General features: G+C 71.0%; 26 protein-coding genes. 14 read left to right on the top strand and 12 right to left on the bottom strand.

The features are described from left to right. Positions 1-22: 22 nt before the first annotated feature. From ACIBI4_RS00730 to ACIBI4_RS00720, 3 genes are read right to left on the bottom strand one after another with little or no spacing between them, the layout of a single operon-like run. Positions 23-1,231 carry a thiolase family protein gene (locus ACIBI4_RS00730; RefSeq protein WP_399201320.1) on the bottom strand — a complete coding sequence of 403 codons (1,209 nt, stop codon included), beginning with the start codon at positions 1,229-1,231 and terminating at the stop codon, positions 23-25. Beyond that, entirely contained in the window at positions 1,228-1,881 is a 654-nt protein-coding gene (locus ACIBI4_RS00725) for a CoA transferase subunit B (protein ID WP_399201319.1), read from the bottom strand. The genes ACIBI4_RS00730 and ACIBI4_RS00725 overlap by 4 nt, the downstream gene beginning before the upstream one ends. Beyond that, positions 1,878-2,657, bottom strand: a complete 780-nt coding sequence (locus ACIBI4_RS00720; protein ID WP_399201318.1) for a CoA transferase subunit A — start codon at positions 2,655-2,657, stop codon at positions 1,878-1,880. Before ACIBI4_RS00720 ends, ACIBI4_RS00725 begins: the two co-directional genes overlap by 4 nt. A gap of 158 nt (positions 2,658-2,815) precedes the next feature. On the opposite strand from ACIBI4_RS00720, the gene ACIBI4_RS00715 reads away from it, so the two are divergent. Next, entirely contained in the window at positions 2,816-3,271 is a 456-nt protein-coding gene (locus ACIBI4_RS00715) for a MarR family winged helix-turn-helix transcriptional regulator (RefSeq protein ID WP_399201317.1), read from the top strand. 111 nt (positions 3,272-3,382) lie between these two features. Beyond that, positions 3,383-3,808: a hypothetical protein gene (locus tag ACIBI4_RS00710; RefSeq protein WP_399201316.1), complete on the top strand. Its 426-nt coding sequence runs from the start codon at positions 3,383-3,385 to the stop codon at positions 3,806-3,808. 11 nt (positions 3,809-3,819) lie between these two features. Here ACIBI4_RS00710 and ACIBI4_RS00705 read toward each other — a convergent pair whose 3' ends face one another. Then, the gene (locus ACIBI4_RS00705) at positions 3,820-5,568 is read right to left on the bottom strand and encodes an alpha/beta hydrolase (RefSeq protein WP_399201315.1); all 1,749 of its coding nucleotides are present in this window, start codon (positions 5,566-5,568) and stop codon (positions 3,820-3,822) included. Between the two features lie 129 nt (positions 5,569-5,697). Between ACIBI4_RS00705 and ACIBI4_RS00700 the strand changes: the two genes are divergently transcribed. After that, complete coding sequence (locus ACIBI4_RS00700; RefSeq protein ID WP_399201314.1) at positions 5,698-6,432, top strand: lysostaphin resistance A-like protein; 735 nt, start codon at positions 5,698-5,700, stop codon at positions 6,430-6,432. Positions 6,433-6,487: 55 nt separating this feature from the next. On the opposite strand, the gene ACIBI4_RS00695 is transcribed toward ACIBI4_RS00700, so the two are convergent. Beyond that, the gene (locus ACIBI4_RS00695; RefSeq protein ID WP_399201312.1) at positions 6,488-8,140 is read right to left on the bottom strand and encodes an IclR family transcriptional regulator C-terminal domain-containing protein; all 1,653 of its coding nucleotides are present in this window, start codon (positions 8,138-8,140) and stop codon (positions 6,488-6,490) included. Positions 8,141-8,308: 168 nt separating this feature from the next. On the opposite strand from ACIBI4_RS00695, the gene ACIBI4_RS00690 reads away from it, so the two are divergent. Continuing rightward, positions 8,309-9,475, top strand: a complete 1,167-nt coding sequence (locus tag ACIBI4_RS00690; protein WP_399201311.1) for a 4-hydroxybenzoate 3-monooxygenase — start codon at positions 8,309-8,311, stop codon at positions 9,473-9,475. 61 nt (positions 9,476-9,536) lie between these two features. On the opposite strand, the gene ACIBI4_RS00685 is transcribed toward ACIBI4_RS00690, so the two are convergent. Then, positions 9,537-10,895, bottom strand: a complete 1,359-nt coding sequence (locus tag ACIBI4_RS00685) for an MFS transporter (protein ID WP_399201310.1) — start codon at positions 10,893-10,895, stop codon at positions 9,537-9,539. Positions 10,896-11,094: 199 nt separating this feature from the next. On the opposite strand from ACIBI4_RS00685, the gene ACIBI4_RS00680 reads away from it, so the two are divergent. Both ACIBI4_RS00680 and ACIBI4_RS00675 read left to right on the top strand, forming a co-directional pair. Continuing rightward, entirely contained in the window at positions 11,095-12,351 is a 1,257-nt protein-coding gene (locus tag ACIBI4_RS00680) for an RNA polymerase sigma factor (RefSeq protein WP_399201309.1), read from the top strand. A 113-nt stretch (positions 12,352-12,464) separates the two neighbouring features. Further along, positions 12,465-13,991 (top strand): helix-turn-helix domain-containing protein, encoded by a 1,527-nt coding sequence (locus ACIBI4_RS00675; RefSeq protein ID WP_399201308.1) that lies wholly within the window; start codon positions 12,465-12,467, stop codon positions 13,989-13,991. Between the two features lie 13 nt (positions 13,992-14,004). On the opposite strand, the gene ACIBI4_RS00670 is transcribed toward ACIBI4_RS00675, so the two are convergent. Then, complete coding sequence (locus ACIBI4_RS00670) at positions 14,005-14,655, bottom strand: gamma carbonic anhydrase family protein (protein WP_399201307.1); 651 nt, start codon at positions 14,653-14,655, stop codon at positions 14,005-14,007. A gap of 62 nt (positions 14,656-14,717) precedes the next feature. Continuing rightward, the gene (locus ACIBI4_RS00665; protein ID WP_399201306.1) at positions 14,718-15,311 is read right to left on the bottom strand and encodes a TetR/AcrR family transcriptional regulator; all 594 of its coding nucleotides are present in this window, start codon (positions 15,309-15,311) and stop codon (positions 14,718-14,720) included. Between the two features lie 89 nt (positions 15,312-15,400). On the opposite strand from ACIBI4_RS00665, the gene ACIBI4_RS00660 reads away from it, so the two are divergent. From ACIBI4_RS00660 to ACIBI4_RS00640, 5 genes are all read left to right on the top strand, one after another. Continuing rightward, on the top strand, positions 15,401-15,892 hold the full coding sequence (locus ACIBI4_RS00660) for an FBP domain-containing protein (RefSeq protein WP_399201305.1): 492 nt from the start codon (positions 15,401-15,403) through the stop codon (positions 15,890-15,892). Between the two features lie 35 nt (positions 15,893-15,927). Beyond that, positions 15,928-16,548, top strand: a complete 621-nt coding sequence (locus ACIBI4_RS00655; RefSeq protein WP_399201304.1) for an L-threonylcarbamoyladenylate synthase — start codon at positions 15,928-15,930, stop codon at positions 16,546-16,548. A 55-nt stretch (positions 16,549-16,603) separates the two neighbouring features. Then, positions 16,604-17,353, top strand: coding sequence for a class I SAM-dependent DNA methyltransferase (locus ACIBI4_RS00650; RefSeq protein ID WP_399201303.1), 750 nt, complete (start codon positions 16,604-16,606; stop codon positions 17,351-17,353). Positions 17,354-17,470: 117 nt separating this feature from the next. Next, positions 17,471-18,475: a GlxA family transcriptional regulator gene (locus ACIBI4_RS00645; RefSeq protein WP_399201302.1), complete on the top strand. Its 1,005-nt coding sequence runs from the start codon at positions 17,471-17,473 to the stop codon at positions 18,473-18,475. A gap of 118 nt (positions 18,476-18,593) precedes the next feature. Next, the gene (locus ACIBI4_RS00640) at positions 18,594-19,241 is read left to right on the top strand and encodes an isochorismatase family protein (RefSeq protein WP_399201301.1); all 648 of its coding nucleotides are present in this window, start codon (positions 18,594-18,596) and stop codon (positions 19,239-19,241) included. Between the two features lie 66 nt (positions 19,242-19,307). Here the strand turns inward: ACIBI4_RS00640 and ACIBI4_RS00635 are convergent, their stop codons facing one another. From ACIBI4_RS00635 to ACIBI4_RS00625, 3 genes are all read right to left on the bottom strand, one after another. After that, positions 19,308-19,721 (bottom strand): VOC family protein, encoded by a 414-nt coding sequence (locus tag ACIBI4_RS00635; protein ID WP_399201300.1) that lies wholly within the window; start codon positions 19,719-19,721, stop codon positions 19,308-19,310. A 146-nt stretch (positions 19,722-19,867) separates the two neighbouring features. Then, positions 19,868-20,503, bottom strand: a complete 636-nt coding sequence (locus ACIBI4_RS00630; RefSeq protein ID WP_399201299.1) for a response regulator — start codon at positions 20,501-20,503, stop codon at positions 19,868-19,870. Beyond that, positions 20,500-21,822: a sensor histidine kinase gene (locus tag ACIBI4_RS00625; RefSeq protein ID WP_399201298.1), complete on the bottom strand. Its 1,323-nt coding sequence runs from the start codon at positions 21,820-21,822 to the stop codon at positions 20,500-20,502. Before ACIBI4_RS00625 ends, ACIBI4_RS00630 begins: the two co-directional genes overlap by 4 nt. A gap of 191 nt (positions 21,823-22,013) precedes the next feature. On the opposite strand from ACIBI4_RS00625, the gene ACIBI4_RS00620 reads away from it, so the two are divergent. The 3 genes from ACIBI4_RS00620 to ACIBI4_RS00610 all read left to right on the top strand — a co-directional run bounded on the left by ACIBI4_RS00620 (position 22,014) and on the right by ACIBI4_RS00610 (position 25,584). After that, positions 22,014-23,102, top strand: a complete 1,089-nt coding sequence (locus tag ACIBI4_RS00620; protein ID WP_399201296.1) for an ABC transporter permease — start codon at positions 22,014-22,016, stop codon at positions 23,100-23,102. Then, positions 23,099-23,785: an ABC transporter ATP-binding protein gene (locus tag ACIBI4_RS00615; protein ID WP_399201295.1), complete on the top strand. Its 687-nt coding sequence runs from the start codon at positions 23,099-23,101 to the stop codon at positions 23,783-23,785. Before ACIBI4_RS00620 ends, ACIBI4_RS00615 begins: the two co-directional genes overlap by 4 nt. Before the next feature lie 311 nt (positions 23,786-24,096). Then, complete coding sequence (locus ACIBI4_RS00610) at positions 24,097-25,584, top strand: PHB depolymerase family esterase (protein ID WP_399201293.1); 1,488 nt, start codon at positions 24,097-24,099, stop codon at positions 25,582-25,584. A gap of 66 nt (positions 25,585-25,650) precedes the next feature. Here the strand turns inward: ACIBI4_RS00610 and ACIBI4_RS00605 are convergent, their stop codons facing one another. Next, positions 25,651-26,226, bottom strand: a complete 576-nt coding sequence (locus ACIBI4_RS00605; protein ID WP_399201292.1) for a fasciclin domain-containing protein — start codon at positions 26,224-26,226, stop codon at positions 25,651-25,653. Positions 26,227-26,400: the final 174 nt, after the last annotated feature.

Below are 26,400 nucleotides of genomic sequence, written 5' to 3'. Positions count from 1 at the left end.
CATGTGCCGGGCCCCCGCGGGCTCAGCGTTCGAGCACCAGGGCGAGGCCCTGGCCCACGCCGATGCACAGCGTGGCCACGCCGACACCGCTGCCGCGGCGCGCCAGTTGGTGGGCGACGGTGCCGGCGAGCCGTGCACCGGATGCGCCGAGAGGGTGGCCGAGCGCGATGGCGCCGCCCTGCGGGTTGAGGATCGCCGGGTCGAACTCGGGCCACTCGGCCACACAGCCGAGGACCTGCGCGGCGAACGCCTCGTTGAGCTCCAGAGTGGAGAGGTCGGCGAAGGTCTTTCCGGCCTTGGCGAGCGCCCGCTCCACCGCCGGGACCGGCGCGAGCCCGAACCACTGCGGGTCGACCGCGGCCACCCCGGTCGCCGAGATCCGGGCAAGCGGCTCGCGCCCGGTGGCCCGCAGCCCCTCCTCGTCGCACAGCAGCAGCGCCGCCGCGCCGTCGTTGAGCGGCGAGGCGTTGCCCGCGGTCACGGTCCCGCCGTCCTTGCGAAAGGACGGCTTCAGCTTGGCCATCGCTTCCATCGACGCACCGTCGCGTACGCACTCGTCGCGCGTGTACGGGACGGGCTCACCCTTGCGCTGCGGCACCGGAACGGACGCGACCTCGGCGTCGAACAGGCCGTTCTTCCAGGCCGCCGACGCCTTCTCGTGCGAGGAGAGCGCGAACGCGTCCTGCTGCTCGCGCGTGATCCGGTGCTTGTCCGCGATCAGTTCGGCGCACTCGCCGAGCGGAGTGGTCCACTCGGGAGCCATCTGCGGGTTCACCATGCGCCAGCCGAGCGTCGTCGAGAACATCTCGGCGTGCCCGGCCGGGAAGGCACGGTCGCTCTTCGGCAGGACATAAGGCGCGCGCGTCATCGACTCGACGCCGCCCGCGACCGCGATCGAGGCGTCGCCGAGCGCGACGGCCCGCGCCGCCTGGATCACGGCCTCCAGACCGGAGGCGCACAGCCGGTTGACCGTCACGCCAGGCACAGACGTCGGCAGGCCCGCGAGCAGCCCCGCCATACGGGCCACGTTGCGGTTCTCCTCGCCGGCGCCGTTGGCGTTGCCGAAGTACACGTCGTCGATCCGTGCCGGGTCGAGCTCGGGAGAGCGGCCGACCAGTTCCCGTACCGCGTGGGCAGCCAGATCGTCGGGCCGTACGCCGGCGAGCGCCCCGCTGTAGCGGCCGATCGGCGTCCGGACGGCGTCCACGATGTACACGTCGCGCGTGCTCATGCCTTGCTCCCCATTGAGTCATCGATTGCGAGCGGGGCGCCGGTCGCGGCCAGGATCTCGTCCACGGACACCCCTGGCGCAGTCTCCACCAGCGCCAGTCCGTCCGGTAGCACGTCGATCACACCCAGGTCCGTGATGATCCGGTCCACGCAGCCCTTGCCGGTCAGCGGCAGCGAGCACTCCTCGACGATCTTCGGTGAGCCGTCCTTTGCGGAGTGCGTCATCACGACGATCACGCGGCGTGCGCCATGGACGAGGTCCATCGCCCCGCCGATGCCGGTGATCAGCTTTCCGGGAACGGCCCAGTTGGCGAGATCGCCGTGGGCCGAGACCTGCATCGCGCCGAGCACCGCGGTGTCGATATGGCCGCCGCGGATCATTCCGAAGGAGAGCGCGGAGTCGAAGAAGGAAGCGCCCGGCAGGATTGTGACGGTCTCCTTGCCCGCGTTGATCAGATCCGGATCGACATCTTCGTCGTACGGATACGGGCCGGTGCCGAGGATCCCGTTCTCGGACTCCAGGATCACCTCGACGTCCGACGGCAGGTGGTTGGGGATCAGCGTCGGCAGTCCGATGCCGAGGTTCACGTAGCTGCCGTCCACGAGTTCACGTGCCGCACGCGCCGCTATCTCTTCCCGATTCCAGCTCATCGCGCCTCCCCGGCCTGCGCGGGCACGGTCACCGTGCGCCGTTCGATGCCCTTGTCGGCGGCCTGTTCGGGGGAGAGCGCGACCACGCGCTGTACGAAGATCCCCGGCAGATGGACGTGATCCGGGTCGATGGCACCCGGCTCGGCCAGCTCCTCGACCTCGGCGATCGTGATCCGGCCGGCCATCGCCGCAAGGGGGTTGAAGTTGCGGCTCGCCTTGTTGAAGACGAGATTCCCGTGCCGGTCACCGCGCGCCGCGCGCACCAGCGCGAAGTCGGTGCGGATCGCGCGCTCCAGGACGTACGAGGTGCCGTCGAACTCCCTTACCTCCTTGGGCGGCGAGGCCAGCGCGACCCCGCCCTCACCGTCGTAACGCCACGGCAGACCGCCCTCGGCGACTTGCGTGCCGACACCGGCCGGGGTGTAGAAGGCGGGGATCCCGGCGCCGCCCGCGCGCAGCCGCTCGGCGAGCGTGCCCTGCGGGATGAGTTCGACCTCCAGTTCACCGGCGAGGTACTGCCGCGCGAACTCTTTGTTCGCGCCGATGTACGAGGCCGTGACCCGGGCGATCCGGCCCGCCGAGAGCAGTACGGCGAGCCCGGAGTCCATCGCGCCGCAGTTGTTGGAGACCACGCCGAGGCCGCCTACGCCCCGTTCGTGCAGCGCCTGGATCAGCACATTCGGTACGCCGCTCAGCCCGAAGCCGCCGACCGCGAACGTGGCTCCGTCTCTCACGTCCGCAACCGCATCGGCGGCAGTGGCGACCACCTTGTCCATCCCGGGCCCTTCCTGCTGTGCTCGCGGCAATCACTCCATGCAATTGCTCAGTACACAGAGGAATATTTCGTGCTCGTCATGCTGGCATCGGGCGTTGGTTGCGTCAACAAGCTTGCGTATCCTTCAGTGCACTGACCACTTCTCATCGGAGGCAGCGCATGGCGGCCGTGGATCTGACCACGCACCCGGGACACCTGGCCCGCCGGCTCCAGCAGGCCCACTACCTGCTGTGGAACACGATGGTCTCCGAGGAGATCACCTCACCCCAGTACGGAGTGCTCAACGCGCTGCTCGCCGAGCCGGGGCTCGATCAGCGCACGGTGGGGGAGCGGGTGGGACTCGACCGCTCCACCGTCGCCGAAGTGGTCAGCCGGCTGAGCCGACGCGGACTGATCGGGAAGGTGCGCGACGCCGCGGACGGCCGCCGCTTCTCGCTGCGGCTCACCCAGGAGGGCGCGTCCGTCCACCGGAAGCTGACGGTCCGTACGGCCCGGATGAACCATGTCTTCCTCGCGCCGCTGTCCGATGCGGAGCAGGAGGTCTTCCTGGCGATGCTTCAGCGGGTCTCCGACGCGGCGGAAACCCTGCGCGCACAAGGCACCGCAGGGGCATAGGAGGGCGTCGCAGTCGCGGCGGGATGCGACTGCGACGACACTGTGAACATGAGGCAGTGGTCCCGTCCCGTCTCTCGGGCCTGGTGACTGCAGCCCAGGAGGTTGGTGACGATGTCTGCATCTGGCGCCGGGCGGCAGCAGGGTTCGACAGGCGAACCAGCACATGCCCCGGTGACGGGGCTGCCCATGTTTGCGGGGCTGGCTCTGGAACTGAGCGGCTCACTGAGCTTCCTCACGGGAATCGCGGCCATCGCCGGAGACAACATCTTCGGTGCGTCGCAATACGTGTACCGATTCGGCCTGACCGCCTGGGGCTGGGGCCATCTGGTGATCGGCCTGACCCTGATGGTCGCGGGCCTGGCCGTGCTGCTCGGAAAGGCCTGGGGCCGTGGAGCCGGTCTGGTCCTGGCTGCAGTCAGCCTGATCACCCAGTTCCTGTTCATTCCGTACTACCCGGCGTGGTCGATCAGCGTCATGGTCCTCGACCTCTTGGCCATCTGGGCACTCAGCAGATCTGCCGCACTGCGGGCGACCTGAGTCACGGCGGTTCAGGGCGAGGGACGCTGCTCGATGTGGGTGCGGAGGCGATCGGTGTCCGCCGGCGTCCAGCCCTCGCGCGGCACGATCGCCGCCCAGGCGTCGACGGGGGCGGCGCCGTACCGGTGCCCGTGAGGCGCGTCCACGCCGTAGGAGACGGCCATGTCGATGGTGGTCTGCCAGAACGTGACGAGCGGGAACCAGCGGATGGCCGGGGTGATGTCCGGGCCCAGTGGATCGCGCAGCCACTGCGGGCGGTGCAGGATCAGGTCGCTCGACCACCACACGACCGGGTCGGAGGCGTTCTTCAGGTAGACGGCACGCGGATGCCCCCAGGCCGACGGTGGCTGCTTGAGGTCCTGTTGGACGAACTGGGCGACGCGTACGTTGCGGCCTGCGTCGTAGACGGGACGCCAGACCGGGCTGCCCGGTTCGCGGTGGTCGCGGATCTCCTGCGAGATCGGTGCGAAGTTCGGGGTGCCGACGAGCAGCGCCCCGTCGGTACGGTCCAGCAGGTCGTGCAGGTCGGCGAACGACGACTCGATCGCGAAGCCGCCGAGGCTCTCCCCGGTCACGACCACCTTCGGCCGGTCCGCCGCCGGCAGCGCGTCCACCTTGGCGAGCACCGCTTCGACGAGAGCGCGCGTGGCCTGTCCGGCCCGCTCCTTGTCGACGAGGAACGACACCCAGCTGGGCAGGTACGAGTACTGCACGGCGACCGTGGCGGTGTCACCGTCGTGCAGGTACTCGAGAGGTTCCACCACGTCGGCGTTGACCCACCCCGTCCCCGTGGTCCCGGCGATCGCGAGCACGTCACGGTCGAAGGCCCCGGTGCGCTCCAGCTCCCGTACGGCGAGGTCCGCTTTGGTCGCGAACGGGGTGTCGCTGCCGAAGAGCTCCGGGGCCGACGCGCTGATGTAGACGCGGACGGGATCCTTGGCGGGCCGGCCCGTGAACGCGGTGATCCGCTCCTTGCTCAGCGTGGAACCGGTGAACACCCGTCCTTGGAAGCCGAGTTCGTCCCACGGGATGAGTGAGCCCGGACCGCCCGACACGAGTGGTGAGGACGGCGGGTGGATGCCTTCCCTCGTCCCGCCGTTCGTGGCGTACGCGATGCGGTCCGCGAGTCCGATGACGCCCCGCTCGAACACCACGTTCCGCAGCCCGACCAGCAGGATCAGAGCGCTGAGCACGGCCCCGACGGCGATCGCGGCCGGCCGCGGAACGAAGCGGTGCAGCGTGCGGATCAGGGTGCGTGTCCCCAGGCGGACGCCGCGGGCGGCCAGCACGAGAAGGCCCCACAGCACCACGGCGATCAGCATGATCATCGGTACGTGCCAGGCCAACGCCGGCGGCAGCCCCTGCAGTTCGCGCAGCCGGATCTGAGCATGGGCGCTGCGCGTGATCAGCCACACCGTGACGACGAGACCGACCACCCAGTACGCCTGCCACAGGTGCGCCCTTGCCCGCTCCGAAGGGCGCCGCCGGGACAGCGCCCGCCACAGCGTGCTCATCACGGAACCGAGGCCGTAACCGATGGCCGCGGTGATCCCGCCGACCACGCCTTGCAGCAGCCACGGCCGAGGCACCAGCGACGGCGTCAGGGACAGCCAGAAGAACACGGTCGCGCAGCACAGCGCCGTGAGGTCCGGCCAGCGTCGGACCAGATGGGAGCTGTCGGGCCGGTCCCAGTACGGCTTCTTCGAGATATGGACGATTCGATCCCGAGCGGCGGTCCACACAGGCGTGCCCCGGTGCATGAGCTCAAGCTAATCCACCAGCGCCCAGTCGGCCTTCCGGCGTCCTCGCCGGCTCGCCGCGTCGGGCTCGGGGCCGCACGATGGGATGCGTCAGCACGTCGTTCTTGCAGGTGAGGAGGTTGCGCCTCCGTGCGGTACCCGCCACGGCCGTACCTTTCATCACTGCGGCGTCCCGCCCCCACATGGGTCGCCATCTCCACAGTGGTCCTCGTCCTGCTGCTCACGAACGTCGCCGCCCACCACTGGTCGATGCCGTGGACCCTGGTGCTGTCCCTCACGGTCACCGCCCTGTTGCCGGCGATCGTCCACTGGGCGGGCGGCTCGTGGGCGGACATGGGCTTGGCGCGCCCCACGTTGGCCCGCGGGCTGCGGTGGGCGCTCGCGCTCATCGGCATCGTGGCGCTCGTGTATCTGTGCGGCGCCCTGCTGCCGTCGACCCGAGACCTCTTCACCGACCAGCGCACCAGTACCCTCACCGGCGGCGACGTCGCCCTGCGAGTCCTGGTCACCGTGCCGTTGGGCACCGTCCTGCTCGAGGAGGTCGCGTTCCGCGGCGTCCTGTACGGACTGATACTGCGCCGCAACGGCGCCCTGGCCGCGACCCTGATCTCGTCCGGGCTCTTCGGCCTGTGGCACATCCTGCCCTCACTCGGCCTCGCCGACGCCAAACCCGCGCTGGGAGGCATCTTCGGCGACCCCCTCCTCGAAGCGATCCTGGTGAACGCCGGCGCCGTGCTGTTCACCGCCGCGGCGGGCTGTGTTCTCTGCGAACTGCGCCGCCGCAGCACCAGCCTGCTCGCACCGATGGGCCTGCACTGGGCGACCAACGCACTCGGCTACCTGTTCGGCTTCCTGCTGAGGTGACTGCGGGAAGTCGCAGCCCGTACCTGACATCCATTGCCGCGCATTTCGCAGCGCGTCACGACGCCGGAATCCTCGCGAAGCGGTCCGCGATCCGCAGCTCCGCCTCGATCCGGCCCGCCGTCTCCCGCAGCGCCGGAAGGACCTCGCTGCGGCACTGCGCGACTGTGCGCCGCGAGCTGTGCATCGCCACGTTGACCGCTGCGACGACCTGTCCCTCGCCGTCGTGCACGGGGACCGCGATGGATCGCAGCCCCTCCTCCAGCTCCTCGTCCACCAGGGCGTGACGGTGCCGTGCCACCTGATCGAGGATCTCGCCGAGCCGCACCTTGTCGGTCACCGTGCGAGGGGTCAGCTCCTGCGGTTCGATCCGCCGCATGCGTGCCGCCCGCTCCTCGGCGGGCAGTCCCGCGAGCAGCACGCGGCCCATGGACGTGGCGATGGCGGGGAAGCGCGTGCCGACCGCGATGTTGACGCTCATGATGCGACTGGTCGCGATGCGCGCCACGTACTGGATGTCGTCGCCGGCGAACACGGCCAGCGAGGCCGAGTCGTGCACCTGCTTGGCGAGCGTGACCAGATGGGGCTGGGCGATCTCGGGCAGCGAGGTGCGCGAGAGCAGCGGGAAGCCGAGGCCGAGCACACGGGGCGTCAGCCGGAACGCGCGCTCGTGGGAAGTGACGTATCCGAGGTGCTCAAAGGTGATCAGCGCCCGCCGGGCCGTGGCGCGGGCGAGACCCGTCGCTTCGGCGACGGCGCTGAGCGTCGGTGCGGGGCGCTCCTCGCCGAAGGCCGTGAGCACGGTGAGGCCGCGGGCCAGCGACTCGATGAAGTCGCGTCCCAACTCCTGCTTGGACTCGGTGGTCCACGCCGCGAGCGCCGCGGGGCGGGACGGTTCGTTCACCGGCGCGGCGCGATGGAGCTCCCGTTCCATCGCGGCCACCGCCTTGCGCAACCGCGGCAGCATCTCCTTGCGCAGGGACCGTGCGCTGTGCCGACTCGTGTGACTGACCACGCTCACCGCGCACACGTGCGCGCCCGACCGATTCCGTACGGGCATCGCGAGCGCCACCAGTCCCGGCTCGATCAGCTGGTCGTCCAGGGCGAAGCCGTCCTTGCGGGCCGTCTCCATCGCCTTGACGAATTCCTCGTCGCCGGACGGCAGTTCACGCGGCGGCAGTGCGGTGAAGCCGCCGTCCCCCGGGTCGGCCGCCCGCCGGGCCCGCCACTTCTCCCAGTCGGTCGGTGACCAGTCGGCGGCGAACAGCGGGCCGGGCGCCGTGCGTTCCGCGGGCAGCAGATCGCCGATCCGGAAGCTCAGCGACATCGCGCGACGCCGGGTCGCCTGATGGATGAAGCGGACCCCGTCCTCGTCGCGCACGGCGAGCGACACCGACTCGTCCAGTTCGTCGGCGAGCCGGTCGGCCTGCGGGCCGAGCAGTGTGGGCAGCCGCAGTGCGCCGAGGTAGGCGTTGCCCAGTTCCATCAGGCGGGGGGCGAGTGTCACGGTGCGCCCGTCGAGCCGTACGTAGGCCATGCGCGCCAGCGTCGCCGCGATCCGGTCCACGGTGGCGCGCGCCAGGCCGGTGGCGCGCTCCAGTTCGCTCAGGCTGAGCGGACCGTGGGCGTCGGTCAGCGCGCGCAGCACGGCGATCCCTCGCACGAGGGGCGTGACGGTGTCCGCGGGAGGGGCCGCGATCGTCGATGGCATGAGCTCTCCCGGCGTATCTCACGGGCCCCTCAAGGGCATTGACATGCCGCTGTACGGCACGCACACTCAGGCCGTCGCATGAGTGAAGAAGTCTTCACTATACGAACAATGGTGGCGGCGGTCCACCGCCTCGCGGGACCAGGAACCGCCCCCGGACGAGGAGACGCTGTGCACACCACCGTCGGCATCATCGGCGGCGGCCCCTCGGGCCTGCTGCTCGCCCGCCTGCTGCACCGGGCGGGCATCGCGAGCGTCGTTCTGGAGCGCCGGGACCGCGCCTACGTAGAGCAGCGGCAACGCGCCGGCATCCTCGAACAGTCCACGGTCGACGTGCTGCGCGCCTGCGGTGCGGGCAAGCGCCTCGATGCCGAGGGTCTGGTGCACGACGGCGTCGAACTGCGCTTCGCCGGCCGCGGCCACCGCATCGACTTCCCCGCGCTCACCGGCGGACGACGGGTCACCGTCTACGCGCAGACCGAGGTCGTGAAAGACCTCATAGCCCTCCAACGCATGGAGGGCGACCCGCTGCTGTTCGAGGCCGAGGTGCACTCCGTCGAGGGCGTCGACGATGACCGGCCGGTCATCCGCTACACCCACGAGGGCCAGGAGCGGACGCTCACCTGCGACTACGTGGTGGGGTGCGACGGCTTCCACGGAGTGGCGCGCACCGCTGTCCCCGCGGGCGCCGCCACCACGTACGAGCGCGCCCACCCGTACGCGTGGCTCGGCATCCTGGCCGAAGCCGCCCCCAACTACGACGAGTTGATCTACGCGCACTCCGACCGCGGCTTCGCGCTGGCCAGCATGCGCTCCCCGGAGGTCAGCCGGCTCTACCTCCAGGTCCCCAACGGCACCGACCCGGCCGCCTGGTCCGACGAGCGCGTCTGGGACGAACTCGACCACCGCCTCGGCCGCGCCATCCCGCTCGTCCGCGGCCCGGTGACGCAGAAGTCCGTGCTGCCGATGCGCAGTTCGGTCACCGAGCCCATGCGCTTCGGCCGCCTCTTCCTCGCCGGCGACGCCGCCCACATCGTCCCGCCCACCGGCGCCAAGGGCCTCAACCTCGCGGCGGCCGATGTCGTCGTGCTCGCCCGCGCACTCGCCCACCGCTACGCGACGGGCTCGGGCGAGCTCCTGGACGCCTACTCCGACACGTGTCTGCGGCGGGTGTGGCGGGCCGAGCACTTCTCGTACTTCATGACGACGACGCTGCACACCGACCCCGCCCAGTCGCCCTTCGAGACCCGACTGCAGCTCTCCCAGCTGGAGCGCCTCGCGACCTCGCCGCACGCCGAGGCCGAACTGGCCGAGAACTACTGCGGACTGCCGCTGTAGCGGCAAGCGTGAAGGGCCCCATCCTCGCGAGGGTGGGGCCCTTCCCTTTGCTGGGCAGCCGTCAGGCCTTGGACGCCACCGCGGGCGCGGCAGTCCCCGCCCGCGCACCACCCCGCCCTGCCCGCACGGCCGGCGGTACGAGCGCGATCGCCGCCGCGCCCGCGAGGCCGGCCAGGGCGAAGGTGGTGAAGCCCCAGCTCTGGTTGCCGTTCTGGGCGAGCGCGCCGACCAGCCACGGTCCGACGACGGCGCCGGTACGGCCCACGCCCGTCACGAGACCGAGGCCCGCGGCCCGCTCGCTGTCCCGGTAGACCGTGTCGGTCGCCGCGTACACCATGACCTGGGCGCTGAACAGCCAGATCCCGGTGATCGCGACCACGACGTACGTGAGGCCCAGCGGCAGATGGGACTTGAGCAGCAGTGCGCCGGCCGCGGTCAGGACGAACCAGATCGCCGAGATGCGCACCGGTCCGAAGCGGTCCGCGATCCGTCCGGCGATCAGCAGGCCGACGATGCCGCCCGCGTTGATCACCATCAGGAAGCTCACCGAGGAGGACAGGCCGTAGCCACTGGCGCGCATCATCGTCGGCAGCCAGGTGCTCACCCCGTACACGAGCAGCAGTCCGCAGAACGACGCCAGCCACAACAGCGGTGTCGCCCACCGGGACTCGGGCCGGAACAGCGCGGCGATCGCGGCGATCCGTCCCTTCGCGCCACCGGCCGGCGCCTCCACGGCGGTCGGGCGCTGCAGCCCGTAGCGGTCGGCGACCTGCTCGGCCTGGAGGTGCTGCCCCCGCGCGAAGAGCACGCCGGGTGACTCCGGCAGGTACTTGAGCAGCAGCGGTACGGCGACGAAGGCGGGCAGCACACCGGCCCAGAACACCCAGCGCCAGCCGAAGTCCGGTGCCACCGCCAGGCCGAGGCCCGTCGCCGCGATACCGCCCACGTGGTACGAGGTCATCAGCAGGCCGGTCGTCAGCGCGGCCCGGCGCGGCGGGGCGAACTCGAGCACCATCGCCAGACACAGCGGCATCAGACCGCCGAGCCCGACGCCCGCGAGGAAGCGTCCCGCGCCGAACACCCCGACGCCCGGGGCGATCGCGCACACCGCGCTGCCGAGGGAGAACAGGGTGACGCTGACGACCAGCATCGGCCTGCGGCCCAGCCAGTCGGTGACATTGCCCGCGGTCAGAGCGCCGATCAGCATGCCGAACGTGGTCCAGCTGCCGATCGTGCCCGCGGTGCCCGGCGTCAGACCGAGTCCGGGGTCGTCGAGCATGTGCGGCATCACGGCGCCGTAGATGTTGACGTCCATGCCGTCGAAGAACACGGCCAGCCAGCACAGCGCGAGAACGGGGAACACCGTTTTGAACGTGTGCGGGGCACGGGTCGCACTGCCGGAGTGCGTGGAAGAGGTCATATCGGTCCCTGGGGGCGGGCTCATCCGTCGAGGAGCGGAGGCTTGTTCGTCTGGTGAAGAACAGTTCACATCTCGCGAGGGCATGAGTGTGGGGTCGGCCCCGGACGCTGTCAATGAGCCGGCGGCGGCTCGTTCCACGGCTTCCGCACCCGCCCGTCGCCTCGGATCGTGCTTGCCCCGCCCGGGCACGGGTGTTGGGATGGGGCGCGTGACAGCGCAGCAGAGTGAGGCGACCGCGGCAGTAGAGGCCGTGTTCCGGATCGAGTCCGCACGGATCATCGCGACCGTGACGCGCGTGGTGCGCGATGTCGGCATAGCGGAGGAACTCGCGCAGGACGCCCTGATCAGCGCCCTCGAACAGTGGCCGCGCGAAGGCATCCCCGACAACCCGGCCGGCTGGCTGATGACCACCGCCCGCCGCAGGGCCATCGACCTCGTACGCCGCAAGGAGACGTACGCGCGCAAACTCGCCGAGGTCGGCCGCACCCTGGAGGACGTACCGCCGCCGGAGCCGTCCGACCCCGACGACATCGACGACGACCTGCTCCGCCTGATCTTCACGGCCTGCCACCCGGTGCTCTCCGCGAAGGCCCGCATCGCGCTGACCCTGCGCCTCCTGGGCGGTCTCACCACCGAGGAGATCGCCCGGGCCCTGCTCACCACCGAACCGACCGTCGCCCAGCGCATCGTGCGCGCCAAGCGCACCCTCGCCAAGGCCGACGTGCCCTACGAAGTGCCGGGCGCCGCCGAACGCCCCGCCCGGCTCGCCTCCGTCCTCGAAGTCATCTACCTGATCTTCAACGAGGGCTACAGCGCCACCGCCGGCGAGGACCTGCTGCGCCCCGCGCTCTGCGAGGACGCCCTGCGCCTGGGCCGCGTCCTCGCCGCGCTGATGCCCGAGGAGCCCGAAGTCCACGGCCTGGCCGCCCTGTTGGAGTTCCAGGCCTCCCGCCTCCCGGCCCGCACCGGCCCCGACGGAGCACCGGTCCTGCTCGCCGACCAGAACCGCACCAAGTGGAACCGGCTCCTGATCCACCGCGGTATCGACGCCCTCCAGCACGCGGGCACCGGCCCCTACTCGGTACAGGCCGCGATCGCCTTCTGCCACGCCCAGGCATTGCGCTACGAGGACACGGACTGGAAGTCCATCGCCGCCCTCTACGGCCGGCTCGCCCACCTCACCCCGTCCGCGGTCGTGGAACTCAACCGCGCGGTGGCCGTATCCATGGCCGAAGGCCCCGCCGAGGCCCTCCCGCTGGTCGACGCCCTGTCCGCAGAACCGGCCCTCAAGGACTACCACCTCCTCCCAAGCGTCCGCGGCGACCTCCTGCAACGACTCGGCCGCGCTTCGGAGGCGCGCGCGGAGTTCGAGCACGCGGCGTCGCTGGCACGTAACGCGCGGGAGCGGGAGCTGCTTCGGGCGCGGGCGCGGGATGTGGGTGACGGGGACGCGTAGGCGGGGGCCGGTGCCGTACAAAACCGGACACCGCCCGCGACTTATAGTGGCCGCGTGCGCGCCCCCGCGCGTGCCGTAGTGACCACCCCGACCCGCCCCGCGAAGGAGGCGCCGTGACGGACTTCGACGCGATCGACGCGCTCCTGGCCTCGGTCCAGGAGGAGGCCACCCTGCCGCCGGCCGGCGAACGCCGTCGTCTGCGGGAGGCGCTCGGGCTGTCCCGTACGCAGGTGGCGGCCGTCCTCGGAGTGTCGGCGTCGACCGTCGGCGGGTGGGAGAGCGGACGCGATCCGAGCGGGGAGATCCGCGCGAAGTACCGGTATTTCCTGGAGGGGGCGCTGGCGAAGGTCGGAGGGCCCGAGGGGGCGGGTGGCGAAGCGCCTGACCCGCAGGGCGACTCACAGGCCGATCTGCCGTCCGGCCCGACTGCGGGCGCGGAATCCGAGCCGCCGGTCTCTTCGGAACCCGACGGGGGAGTGGCCCTGCCCACGCCTGAGCCGTGTGTCCTGTGCGGTGCACCAGCCCGGCACCAAGTCGAGGGATTCCCTCAGCACTTGGATGCCTCGGAGTGCCGGACGCCTGCGCCGGCGCAACCCGCGCCGGCCGCCGACGCGCGCACTCCCGCGCCCGAACCGGCCCCCACCAAGATCGTCCCGGCCGGCCGCCGGGCCAAGGAGGCCGAGGCTCCCGACCGCATCGTCCAGGCCGTCGAGAACGCGCTCGCCGAACACGGCGGCGATGTGGACACCGCGACCGCGGCGCTGGTCAAGCGCGCCATCCCCGACGCCATGGCGCTGCTCGACGACACCCGCAAGGGCGCGCGCTACCACGTCATCGCCCACCCGCCGATGCCGGACATCCTGCGCCGCAAGAGCGCGCGCGGCCCGGACGCCATCTGGGAGGCGCGCCCGAACTGGACGCGTCCCGAACTGCCCGCGGGCCGCCACGAGGTGACCGCGCTCGACGTCAACGGCGCCTACCTGTCCGCGCTCAAGACACATTTGCCGATCGGCGCCCTGGAGCACTCCACCGGTGACGTCCACGACCGGCGCCGCGCGGGCGTCCACCTGATCACCCCGCCCGCCTGGGAACTGGACCACCTCCTGCCCAACCCCCTCGGCAGCCGCGACGAACCCGGCGACCTGTGGGTCACCGAGCCGACGCTGCGCCTGCTCCTGCGGCTCTCCTCCGACCCGTACGGCCTGTGCGCACCGCCCGTGATCCACGAGTCGTGGACCTCGGGTGCCACCGAGGGGATCCTGGAGAAGTTCCGCATCGGCCTCAAGGACGCGCGCGACCGCGCCATCGCCGACGACGACACGGTCACGCTCGAATACGTGAAGGCCATGTACTCGAAGTTCGTCTCGACGATGGGCGAGTCGAACTACAACCGCGAGCTGTACCGCAGCGACTGGATGCACCTCATCCGCAGCCAGGCCTTCGCCAACCTCTGGATGAAGGCGTACAAATGCTTCGACGAAGGCCTGATCGTGGTCCGCGCCATGGGTACGGATGAGCTCCATGTGGCGGGCGACTGGCGTCAGTTGTTCACCGAGGGCCGCGCGGTCACCGAGGTGAAGGTGAAGGACGTCTATGCGCTCGGCCACGATGCACAGGGCCTGGACCCGGTCGAGGAGTAGGGCCCGCACTCGTTCAGTGGCGCCGGGCGGGATCCAGCACCTCGTCATCCGCGTGCGCGCCGAACTCGGCGACGCGTACCTCCGCGACGTGCTCGTACCGGCTGATCCGGTCGGTCCACTCCGCGTCGACACCGAACGCCACCTGCGCGAAGTCCACCCGGCGGACGGCCTCGGTCAAGCCCGGATCGCCGGGGGCCAGCAGCCGCACCGGAGCGTCGAGCGCCACATTGTGCGGCGGCACGAAGTACTCGTCGGGCACAACGGTGCGCGCATGGACGAGCGCGCCGACGGCGACGACCGAACCGTTCCCCACCTTCGCGCACTGCAGGACCGTCGCCGCGGTCGCCACGTAGACACATCTGCCGACCTCGCAGCCGAGCAGCGTGGCATGCGGCCCCACGAAGACATGGTCGCCGACCAGCATCGGCTGATCACCGGCGGCCGCGGACGCGCGCAGGACCGCGTTCTCGCAGATCACCGCCGCCTCCCCGACCTCGATCCGGGACCCCTCGGCATCGAGCACCGCGCCGTACATCACCCGTGCTCTCGGCCCCACGCGGACGTCACCGACCAGCGTGGCCGTCGGGGCGATGTAGGCGGTGGGATGGACCTGTGGTTCACGTCCTCGATGGCGGATACGGATTCCCTGCGATTCAGCGGTCATGAACGGATTCTCGACCGGCCGACCGCGAGGGTGCTGGCGGATTTCGGACGTCGGGGTCAGGCCTACTGGTCGTCGTCGGGTGCGGGTTCGCCCGGCCACGTCCGCAGCAGTATGTCCAGCGTGTCCACGATCCGGGCCCAGGACACCGAGGGGTCGGGGGCGCTGTGGCTGAAGCTGCCGCTCAGCTCCAGGCTCACGTAGCCGTGGAAGACGCTGCCGAGGAGCCGTACCGCATGGGTCTGCTCGTCCGGTTCGTCGAGGTCGTACCCGCGCAGGATCGCCCGGGTCATCTGCGTGTGCCGGGGCCCCGCGCTCGCCGCCGCGGTCTCCGGGTCCATCGGGAAGCGGGCGGCGGCATAGCGGCCCGGGTGCTCGCGCGCGTACGAGCGGTACGCCTCGGCGAAGGCGGCGAGCGCGTCGCGGCCCGAGCGGCCCGCGACCGCCTCGGCGGCCCGGTCGGCCATCTCCGCGAGGGCGAGCAGCGCGATGCGCGTCTTGAGGTCGTGCGAGTTCTTCACGTGCGAGTAGAGACTCGCGACCTTGACGTCGAAGTGCCGCGCGAGTGCCGACACGGTGACGTGCTCGAAGCCGACTTCGTCGGCGAGCTCCGCCCCGGCCTGCGTGAGCCGCTCCGGAGTCAGGCCTACCCGTGCCATGTCCCGCTCCCGCCTTCCAAGATCGGCCAGCCCTTCCTTCACTCATTATGTATTTGCCTATAGGTATTAGGCAATTTACGATCGGCGACATGAAGCCGCTGACCGAAACAGAGATACGTGCCGCGTTCGTGAACTGCACGAAGGGCGAGGCGACCCGTCTGCACATCCCCCGTGACCTGGCCGAACGCCCCTGGCCGGAGCTCGACTACCTCGGCTGGCGCGATCCCCGCGCCCCCGACCGCGCGTACCTCGTCGCGGAGATCGACGGCCGCCCGCAGGGTGTCGCCCTGCGCACCGCCCCGCGTCGGCCCGGGCACGTCCGGGCCTCGATGTGCTCGGTCTGCCTCACCACCAAGGAGGGCGGCGTCTCCCTGATGGTCGCGCCCAAGGCGGGCCGCGCGGGCAAGGAGGGCAACTCCGTGGGGGTGTATCTGTGCACCGACCTCGACTGCTCCCTCTACACCCGCGGGATCAAGCAGGTCGCCGCCCTGATCCGGATGCGCGAGACCCTCACGGTCGACGAGAGGATCGCCCGGACGGTCGCGAATCTGGAGGCGTTCCTGGCGAAGGTCACGGCCTGACCCGACCGCACCTCCCGGCGGCTTAAACTCGCCGGATGGCAACGTACTTCGACGTCCACCCGGAGAACCCACAGCGGCGCACGATCACCACCGTGGCCGACTCGATCCGCGGGGGCGCGCTCATCGCGTATCCGACCGACTCCTGCTACGCGCTCGGCTGCCAGCTCGGCAACCGTGACGGGATCTCCCGGATCCGCAGCATCCGCCAGCTCGACGACCGGCACCACTTCACGCTCGTCTGCCAGGACTTCGCACAGCTCGGCCAGTTCGTGCACATCGACAACGATGTGTTCCGCGCCATCAAGGCGGCCACGCCCGGCAGTTACACCTTCATCCTGCCCGCCAGCAGGGAAGTGCCGCGGCAGCTGATGCACCCGAAGAAGAAGACCGTCGGCGTCCGCATCCCCGACCACGTCGCCACCCAGGCACTGCTCGAAGAGCTGGGCGAGCCGATCCTGTCCAGCACGCTGCTGCTGCCCGGCGAGGGCGAACCGCTCACGCAGGGCTGGGAGATCAAGGAGCGCCTCGACCACGTCGTCGACGCGGTGCTCGACTCGGGCGACTGCGGCACCGAGCCCACCACCGTCATCGACTTCTCCGGCGGCGACGTCGAGATCGTACGGCGCGGGGCGGGGGACACCTCCCGCTTCGAGTGACGGGACGCCCGTAAACCGGGTGCGGCGGTGATCGGGAGGGCAGTACGTTCGCCCGATGGTCGACGAAACCCTTGACGAAGACGGCTACTTCCCCGAGTCCGTCGCGGCAACCTACGACGATCCGTCCTCGGCGATGTTCGCCGAGGAGACGGTGGCCACGACGGTCGACTTCCTCGCCGCCCTCGCGGGCGACGGCCGTGCCCTGGAGTTCGGCATCGGCACCGGACGGATCGCCGCACCGCTGGCGCGGCGCGGGGTGCCGGTGCACGGCATCGACATCTCACGCGCGATGGTGGCGCGGCTGCGCGGCAAGCCCGGCGGCGACGGCATCGACGTCACCATCGGTGATTTCGCCACCGCAAAGGCGAAGGGTTCTTTCTCGGTCGCGTACCTCGTCTTCAACACGATCAACAACCTGACCACCCAGGACGCCCAGGTCGACTGCTTCCGCAACGCCGCCGACCACCTCGAACCCGGCGGCCGCTTCGTCATCGAGGTCGGTGTCCCCGAACTGCGCAGGCTCCCGGCCGGCCAGGACCTCGTCCCGTTCCGCGCGGACGCCGACGGATGGGCGTACGACCGCTATGACGTCGTGACCCAGGCGATGAGCTCGAACTACGTCAACGTCGTCGACGGACGCGCCGAATTCCGCTCCATCCCCTTCCGCTACGTCTGGCCCGCGGAGCTGGACCTCATGGCCCGCCTGGCCGGGATGCGGCTGCGGGAGCGCTGGCAGGACTGGACGCGGGCGCCATTCACGGCCGAGAGCCGGGGCCACGTATCCGTGTGGGAGAAGACCGCGTAGCCGTCGACCGGGCCCGTGGCGGGAGTCGCGGGCCCGGTGCCGTACGGACACGGGATGTCCGAATGTGACAGGGAGCCGTCATTGCGGCCATGGGGGTGGCGGCCGCAGGATGGGGTCATGCCCACCAAGCGCCGAGTCGTCATCGCGGTCTTCCCCGACGTCGACCTCCTCGATGTCACAGGCCCCGCCGAGGTCTTCTCACTCGCGAACCGCGAGACCTCGGGGCGGGCCGGATACGAGGTGCTGCTCGCCGGTCCCGAGGCGGGCGAGGTCCGCACCTCGGCCGGCGTCCGTGTCGTCGCCGACCTGGGCTTCGACGAGGTCGACGGGCGGCTCGACACCCTGCTCGTCCCCGGTGCCGTGGACCAGTCCGACCAGGGAACCGTGGCCCGGATCGACCCGGACATCGTGGCCTGGATCGAGCGGACCGCACCACGATCGAGGCGCGTCGCGTCGGTGTGCGTGGGAGCGCACCTCCTGGCCGCCGCGGGCCTCCTGGACGGCAAGACGGCCACCACCCACTGGTCCACCGCCGCCCAGCTCGCGGCCGACCACCCCGAGATCACGGTCGACCCGGACCCCATCTTCGTCCGCACCGACCGCGGACGGCTGTGGACCGGCGCCGGCATCAGCGCCTGCCTCGATCTGTCCCTGGCCCTCGTCGCGGAGGACCTGGGCGAGGACGTGGCCCTCGCCGTGGCGCGCAATCTGGTGATGTACCTCAAGCGGCAAGGCGGGCAGAGCCAGTTCTCCGTGCCGCTGAGCCGCCCGGCCGCGGCCCGCCGCGACATCGACGAACTGCGGCTGTGGATCGCCGACCACCTCGACGAGGACCTGTCCGCCGAGGTGCTCGCCGGGCGGATGTGCCTGAGCGAACGGCACTTCGCCCGCGTCTTCAAACAGGAGACCGGACAGAGCCCGGCCACCTATGTCGAGGCGGCCCGGGTCGAGACGGCACGGCGGCTCCTGGAGACGACCGACGAGGCACTCGACCGGATCGCCGCCGCGGCGGGACTCGGCTCCGCCGAAACCCTGCACCGGGCGTTCAAGCGGCAGTTGGCGACGACTCCGGCGGGCTACCGGCGGCGGTTCCGTACCGGATCACCGGCTCCCACCGCCTGAACTCCGCATCACTTATCCCAAGGCCCAAGGCCCACACCCCGACTTCCAGCTCCCAACTTCCCAATCCCATCCGACCTTTACCGACTCCTTCCGGCTTTCGAAGAGAGGCTTCCTCGCCATGTCCCAGTCCAGCACCGCCCAGCCCGTCACCGCCCAGCCCTCGAAGTCCCTGCGTGAGGTCGTGGGTCTCCCCGGCGAGCTGCCGAAGCTCGGAGACTCGATCCTCGTGCTGATCGACTTCCAGAACACCTACCGCACCGGAGTCATGCAGCTCGAAGGCGCCGAGGAGGCCCTCGCGGCCGGCGCCCGTCTCCTGGAGCGGGCCCGCGCCGCCGGCACCCCGGTCGTCCACGTCCTCAACGACGGCGGCGAGGGCACCCCGTACGACATCCGTGCCGAGATCGGCGCGATCAGCGACGAGGTCGCGCCCGCCGAGGGGGAGGCCGTCGTGGTGAAGGGCTTCCCGAACTCCTTCCACGAGACCGACCTCGTGGACGTCCTCACCGGTCTCGATGCCGCGCCGGGCAGCGGCAAGGAACTGGTGATCGCAGGCTTCATGACGCACATGTGCGTCAACTACACGACGCAGGGCGCCTTCAACCTCGGCTACCGGCCGACCGTCGTCGCGGAGGCCACGGCCACCCGCAGCCTGACGTCGCCGGACGGTTCCGTCCTCCCGGCCGCGGCGCTCCACGCGGCCGCGCTCACCACGATCGCCGACCTGTTCGGGACCGTGGCGCCGACCGTGGACGCGCTGGAGGCCTGACCCCTACGGGAAGGGCGGGGCGGGCCGTCGTCGGTCCGCCCCGCCCTTCCTTGTACCACCGCCGGATCAGGCCTCGGGCTCGCTGATGTTCACCATCCACGGAATCCCGAACCGGTCCGTGCACATGCCGAACACATCGCCCCACATCTGCTTCTCCAGGGGCACGGACACTGTCGCGTTCGCGGACAGCTTCTCCCAGTAGCCGCGCAGTTCGTCGCTGTCGTCACCGCTCAGGCTGACGGAGTAGTTGGCGCCGGACTGCTGCGGCATGTCCGGGTGCTGGTCCGCGCCCATCAGCGTGTAGCCGCTGGGCGTCTCCAGCATCCCGTGCATGATCTTCTCGGCCATCGGGGTGCCGGCCATCCCCGATTCGCCGTACGTGTTGAGCCTGAGGGTGCCGCCGAAAACCTGCTGGTAGAACTCCATGGCCTCGCGGGCGTCGCCGTCGAAGGTCAGATACGGGTTGAGACGGGAACTCATGGGTGTGCTCCTCGGTCGGTGGGAGCTCCGGGGTGCGCCGGGAACTCCGGGACCGCAGTGCCACCGGAGGGCGCGGCCCCATTCCACGGTAGCCCTGGGCCGTGGGGCGTGCCTGTCCTTGCGTATCCGGGCGCGGCACACCGTGCTCAGCGCCGGATCAGCCCCATCTCCGTGGCGGCGGCCACCGCGGCCGTCCGGGAATCGACGTCGAGCTTGGCGTAGACCCGCGCCAGATGGGACTTCACCGTGCCCTCCGTGAGGTGCAGCTGCCGGCCGATCGCCTGGTTCGACAGGCCCTCCGCGACCAGCCCGAGCACCTCGGTCTCGCGCCGCGTCAGCGTCGTCGCGGGCGTCCGCAGCCGGTTCATCAGCCGGTCGGCGACGGCCGGCGCGAGGATGGTGCGCCCGGCGGCGGCCGTACGGACCGCTGCGGCGAGGTCCTCGGGCGGCGCGTCCTTCAGCAGATAGCCGGTGGCGCCCGCCTCGATCGCGGGGAGCGTGTCCGCGTCGGAGTCGTACGTCGTCACGACGAGGACCCGCGGCGCACCCGGGCGTGCGGTGATCAGCGCGGTGGCCCGGGCGCCGCCCATCCCGGCGCCGAACTGCAGGTCCATCAGGACGACATCGATATCCCCGAGGGCCGCCCGCTCGACGGCCTCCTCGGCGGTCGCCGACTCCGCGATCACCGTGAGTCCGGGCTCGGTCTCCAGGACGGCCCGCAGACCGGCGCGCACGACCGGGTGGTCGTCGGCGAGCAGCAGGCGGATGGGGGCGTCGTTCATGAGCGGGCCTCGGGATTCGTACGGGCGTCGTGGGCGGACCCAGGTCGCGTGCCGGGGCCGGAATCGGTCCGGGAGCCGCGACCGGGCGCGGACGAGGGCGTGGACCCGGGGCGCCCGGGTTCCGCGCCATCTGCCGGGACCGGCAGCCGCGCCTCCACCGCCGTGCCCTTCCCGGGAGCGGAAGCGATGCCGAGCGTGCCGCCGAGGGCGCGCAGCCGGGCCCGCATCCCGGCGAGGCCGAAGCCGCCGGTCTCCGGGTCCGGTTCCGGCAGCCGGTCGGGCTCGAAGCCCACGCCGTCGTCGGTGATGTCGAGCGCCACGCCGCCGTCCTCGAACCGCAGCGTCATCGCGACGGTGGTGGCGCCGGCATGGCGGACGGTGTTCGCCATCGCGGACTGCGCGACCCGCAGCAGCGCCACCTCGTGCGCGGTCGGCAGCGGCGTCGTGTCGCCCGCGACGTGGAACCGTGCCGAGATCCCCTCACGTGCCGCGGTGGACGCGCACAGCCGCTCCAGCGCGCCGGCCAGATTGGTGCCGTCGAGGGACGGCGGTGCGAGCGCGGCGACGAAACGGCGGGCCTCCGCAAGGTTGTCCACGGCCGCGAGACGGGCCTGGACCACATGGCGGACCGCGCTCTCCGGAGAGCCGGGCAGCGCCCGTTCCGCCGCCCGCAGCAGCAGCTGGATGCTGGACAGGCCCTGGGCGAGCGTGTCGTGGATCTCGCGTGCGAGGCGCTCCCGCTCGGCCGACACACCCGCCGCGTGCTGCGCGGCAGCGAGGTCGGCGCGCGCGGCGGTCAGCTCCTCGATCAGCCGGCGGCGCTGCTCGCTCTCCCGGTACAGGGCCTGGTATCCCCACACCACGGCCACCGCGACGGCCGCGCCGAGCGCGGGGCCTATGGCCATGGCCGCGTTGAACGAGCCCTGGTGCACGGCGTATCCGGAGATCGCAGCGACGGCCGTCGCGGCCACGGCGACGAGACCGGTGCGGCGCGGCAGCAGATGTAGTTGCAGGAAGTACAGCGGGAACGCCAGCCACACCCCGTCCGGCGACAGCGCCAGCAGCACCAGCCATACGGCGCCCACGCACGCCAGCCACCAGGCGGCGGCCTTCCGCGAGCTGCGGACCCCGGGCAGCAGCGACCCGGCCGCGTAGACGGCGGCGCAGACGGCGACCACCGCGACGACCCCGCCGGCGTGCGGCCGTCCGTCGGCCACCGCACGCGTGGCGGCGAGGACCAGGAGACCGGCGAACAGCAGGTGCACGCACCAGGTCAGGGCCCGGGTGGCGGGGGTCGGAGGCAGGACGGGAGTGTTCACAGTCCTCCCAGCCTAAGGAGCCGCGGGCGCTCGGGCCTCCATCGAAAGTTACAAGCCGCTCCGCACCTTATGGACCGCGAAGTGAGGCCGCTCGCCAGATGTCCCGGCGCGTCCCGATGACGAGGGTGGAGTCAGGTCGCCGGCGTCCGCCGGAACCCGCCCGACGCGCCACCGAGAGGATCAGCAAGCCCGTGTTCGTCGCCTGGAGAGATCTGAGATTCGCCAAGGGCCGCTTCGCCCTGATGGGCACCGTGATCGTGCTCATCACCCTGCTGGTCGGCCTGCTCTCCGGCCTCACGGCCGGGCTCGGCCGCCAGAACATCTCCGCGGTCACCGACCTGCCCGCGGACCGGATCGCGTTCGCCGCTCCGGGCGACGGCGAGGACCTCTCGTACGCCGACTCCTCCGTCACCTCCGAGCAGTGGAAGCAGTGGAGCCGCACCCCGGGTGTCAGCGCCGCGGAACCGCTCGGCATCACGACCACCAAGGCGAGCGCGGGGACGAAGAGCGCCGGAGTGTCCGCCTTCGGGGTCCGCCCCGGCTCGCCCCTCGCGCCGGACAGCGACCGCCTCGACGACCGTACGGCCGTCCTGTCCACCGCGGCAGCCGACGAACTCGGCGTGACGGCGGGCGACACCTTCACCCTCGCCGGGCGGCAGTTGACCGTCGCCGCCGTCCAGGGCGAGGCGTACTTCAGCCACACCCCGGTGATCTGGACGAGCCTCGACACCTGGCAGCGCACCGCGCCGCCCACGGGCGACAGCGGGCGTCCCTTCGCCACGGTCCTCGCCCTGAGCACCGGCGACGACGTGGATCTGGCGGGTACGGACAAGGCAGCGCACACGGCGACCGTCACCGTGGACGACTCGCTGGCGGCCATCGGTTCGTACACATCCGAGAACGGCTCGCTGCAGCTGATGCGCGGCTTCCTGTTCGCCATCTCGGCGCTGGTCATCGGGGCGTTCTTCACCGTCTGGACCATCCAGCGCTCCGCCGATGTCGCGGTGCTCAAGGCGCTCGGCGCCTCCACCGGGCATCTGCTCAAGGACGCGCTCGGTCAGGCCGTCGTCCTGCTCACCGGCGGCACGGCGCTGGGCACCGCACTCGCGGCCGGCGCGGGAGCCCTGCTCGCGGGCACCGACATCCCGTTCGTCCTCACCCCGGCCACCGTGCTGCTCCCCGCGGCCGTGATGATCGCGCTCGGCGCGCTCGGGGCCGCCCTGTCCATCCGCCGCATCACCTCCGTCGACCCGCTGACCGCCCTGGGGAGCGCCCGATGAGCATCGCCCTGACCGACATCACCCTCACCTACCCCGACGGCGACGGCCGGCTCACCGCCCTCGACCAGGTCACCCTGACCGTGCCCGGCGGAACGCTCACCGCGGTCGTCGGACCGTCGGGATCCGGCAAGTCCAGCCTCCTCGCTGTCGCCGCGACCCTGATCACACCGGACCAGGGCACCGTCACCGTCGACGGCACCCCCACCACCGGCCTGAGCCGCCGCGAACTCACCGAGCTGCGCCGCCACCGCATCGGCATCGTCTTCCAGCAGCCGAACCTGCTGCCGTCCCTCACCGCCGCCGAACAACTCCAGGTCATGGCCGACCTCGACGGCCGCAGCGCACGGAAGGCCCGCGACCGCGCCCTCGAACTCCTCGACGCCGTCGGCCTCACGGACCAGGCGAACCGCCGCCCCCATCAGCTCTCCGGCGGCCAGCGTCAGCGCGTCAACATCGCCCGCGCATTGATGAACGACCCCACGGTCCTCCTGGTCGACGAACCCACCAGCGCTCTCGACCACGAACGGGGCGCGGCCGTCATCGACCTGCTCGCCACGCTCACCCGCACCCGCGGCACAGCGACCCTCCTCGTCACACACGACCGTACGCACCTGGGTGCCGCGGACGAGACGGTCGAGGTGGAGGACGGCCGCATCGCGCGTCATACGTCGGCGACGGTCTGAGGAACGCGGTCCGTCGCGGAGGCAGCGTTCGATGGGGCAGTCGGTGAACAGGCCCGCTGCCGCGTGGATTGACCGCGCACATGCTCTCGCAGTTGTTCATACCGGGCGCTGGTGAAGCAGTCCGGCGGTCCCGGCGGCGGGCTCCTCTCGTACGTTCGCGAACGCCGCAATGGATGCCGCACACATTCCTTCGCGTCGTCCCTGGTGTCCTGATCCATGTCGCGCCTGGCATGCGCGCTCGATGATGCGCAGCAGCAAGGCGGCAACCGCCGCCCCCGCATGCCGAGTTCGCAGAAGAAGGAGCCCACCCCATGGACGAGCCGCACCGTCCGCTCCGCTTCCGGAGAATCCGCCGCCGGCTCATGGCCGTCATGGGCGCGCTGGCCCTCGCCGGCCCTCTGGTCACCTCGGCCGGTCAGGCCGTGGCCGCCCCGTCCGCGGCGGGCCTCACCCAGATCACCGGCTTCGGCAGCAATCCGGGAAACCTGTCGATGTACGCGTACGCCCCCGACGGTCTGCCCCCGGGCGCCCCGGTCGTGCTCGCCCTGCACGGCTGCACCCAGAGCGCCAACGACTACTACAGCCACTCCGGCTGGCCGCAGCTCGCCGACACCTACGGCTTCGCGGTGGTCTTCCCGCAGACGAGCAGCGCGAACAACGCCAACTCCTGCTTCAACTGGTTCGAACCGGCCGACAGCGCCCGTGACCGCGGCGAAGCCCTGTCCGTCAAGCAGATGGCCGACAAGGCGATCTCCTTGTACGGCGGCGACGCGGACCGGATCCACGTCACCGGCCTGTCCGCGGGCGGCGCGATGACCGCGAACCTGCTCGCCGCCTATCCGGACGTCTTCGCCGGCGGGGCGATCAACGCCGCGCCGCCCGCGTACTGCGCGAACAGCCTCACCTCCGCGTTCTCCTGCATGAACGGCCCACCGAGCCGCACCCCGGCCCAATGGGGCGAACTCGTCCGCGACAACGCGCCCGCGGGCACCAGCAGCTGGCCGCGCGTCGCCGTCTGGCAGGGCAGCGCCGACACCACGGTCAAACCCGCCAACGCCACCGCGCTGCGCGACCAGTGGACGAACGTCCACGGCCTCGGGCAGACGCCGACCCGCACGGAGAGCCTCGGCGGCGGCACCACCCTCCACGGTTACGACGCCCCCTCGGGCGCGCCGGCCGTCGAGGTCTACACGATCTCGGGCATGCCCCACGGTCTCGCCGTCGACCCCGGCAGCGGCGCCGAGCAGTGCGGCACCACGGGCACCTACTACCTCGACACGATCTGTTCCAGCTTCCGCACCGCCCGCTTCTGGGGTCTGGACGAGGGCGGCGGCCAGAACCCCGGCACGCTTCCTGCGCCACAGAACCTCACCGTCACCGGCACGACGGACACCACCGCGTCCCTCAACTGGAACGCGGTGGAAGGAGCGGCGTCGTACGACGTCTACCGGGGCGATGCGAAGACGGCCTCGACCTCGTCGACGACCTTCACGGACACAGGCCTGAACACCGGGACGACCTACCGCTACACGGTCCGGGCGGTCGACGCGAACGGCGCGCAGGGCGCGGCCTCCGCCGCTGCGACCGCCACCACGGGCGGATTCACCCCGACCTGCGACACGGCGAGCAACTACGCGCACACGGTCGCGGGCCGCGCCCACCAGAGCGGCGGCTACACCTTCGCCAACGGTTCCGGCGAAGCCATGGGCCTGTGGAATACGTTCACCACCCACACCCTGGAGCAGACCGCGCCCGGCCACTACGTGATCGCCGACTCGGGCTGTCCCTCGGGCGGCTGACCGTACCTCCGACAGGGGCGCGCCCCGTTCCGAGAGGGGGACGGGGCGCAGAGGGGTGGCCTCGGACTACATCTTCGGCATCAGGACATTGTCGATGATGTACACGGTCGCGTTGGCGGTCGGGACGTTGCCGCAGACCACCTTCGCGGAGTCGTTGACGGTGTAGTTCTCACCCGAGCCCTCGGTGGTGAGGGTGCTGGTCTCGAGCGTCTCGAACGTGCCCTTCTCCAGCTGCTCGGGGCTCAGTTTCTCGCCCACCACGTGGTAGGTCAGGACCTTCGTCAGCGCCTCCTTGTCGGCGAGGAGCTTGTCGAGGTCGGCCTTCGGGACCTGCGCGAACGCGTCATCGGTCGGCGCGAACACGGTGATGTTCTCGGCCTTGTTGAGTGTGTCCACCAGTCCGGCCTTCTGTACGGCCGTGACGAGTGTGGACAGGGCCGGGTTGTTGGACGCGGCCGTCGCGACGGGATCCTCGGCCATGCCGTCGAAGCTGCCGGCGCCGTCCTTCGGGACCGAGGAACAGGCGGGGCCGAACGGCTCGGTCATGGCGTCCTCACCGGGCGCGGCCGCGAGTGTGAACGGGAAGGCCAGGGCCGCGACGGCGGCGATGGTGCTGCGGCGGAAGCGGAGCGGGGTGTTCATGGCGACCTCCTGGGGACGGGAGTGGTCACGTCCATGATTCGGAGCCGCGGGTTGTTCGGATTGGTTTATCCGTGTTCATCCCTCCAAGGGTGTGGGCCACGTCACGTTACCGGCGGTATCTGAAACAGTGTGTCGCAGGTAAATTGCGGGAAGCACGCAGATGTGGATCCCGTG

This window comes from Streptomyces sp. NPDC050418 (assembly GCF_044458745.1).
In the GTDB taxonomy this organism is placed as follows: Bacteria; Actinomycetota; Actinomycetes; order Streptomycetales; family Streptomycetaceae; genus Streptomyces.
Note: the sequence above shows the minus strand (reverse complement) of the source record. Positions and strands in the feature narration are given on the sequence as shown.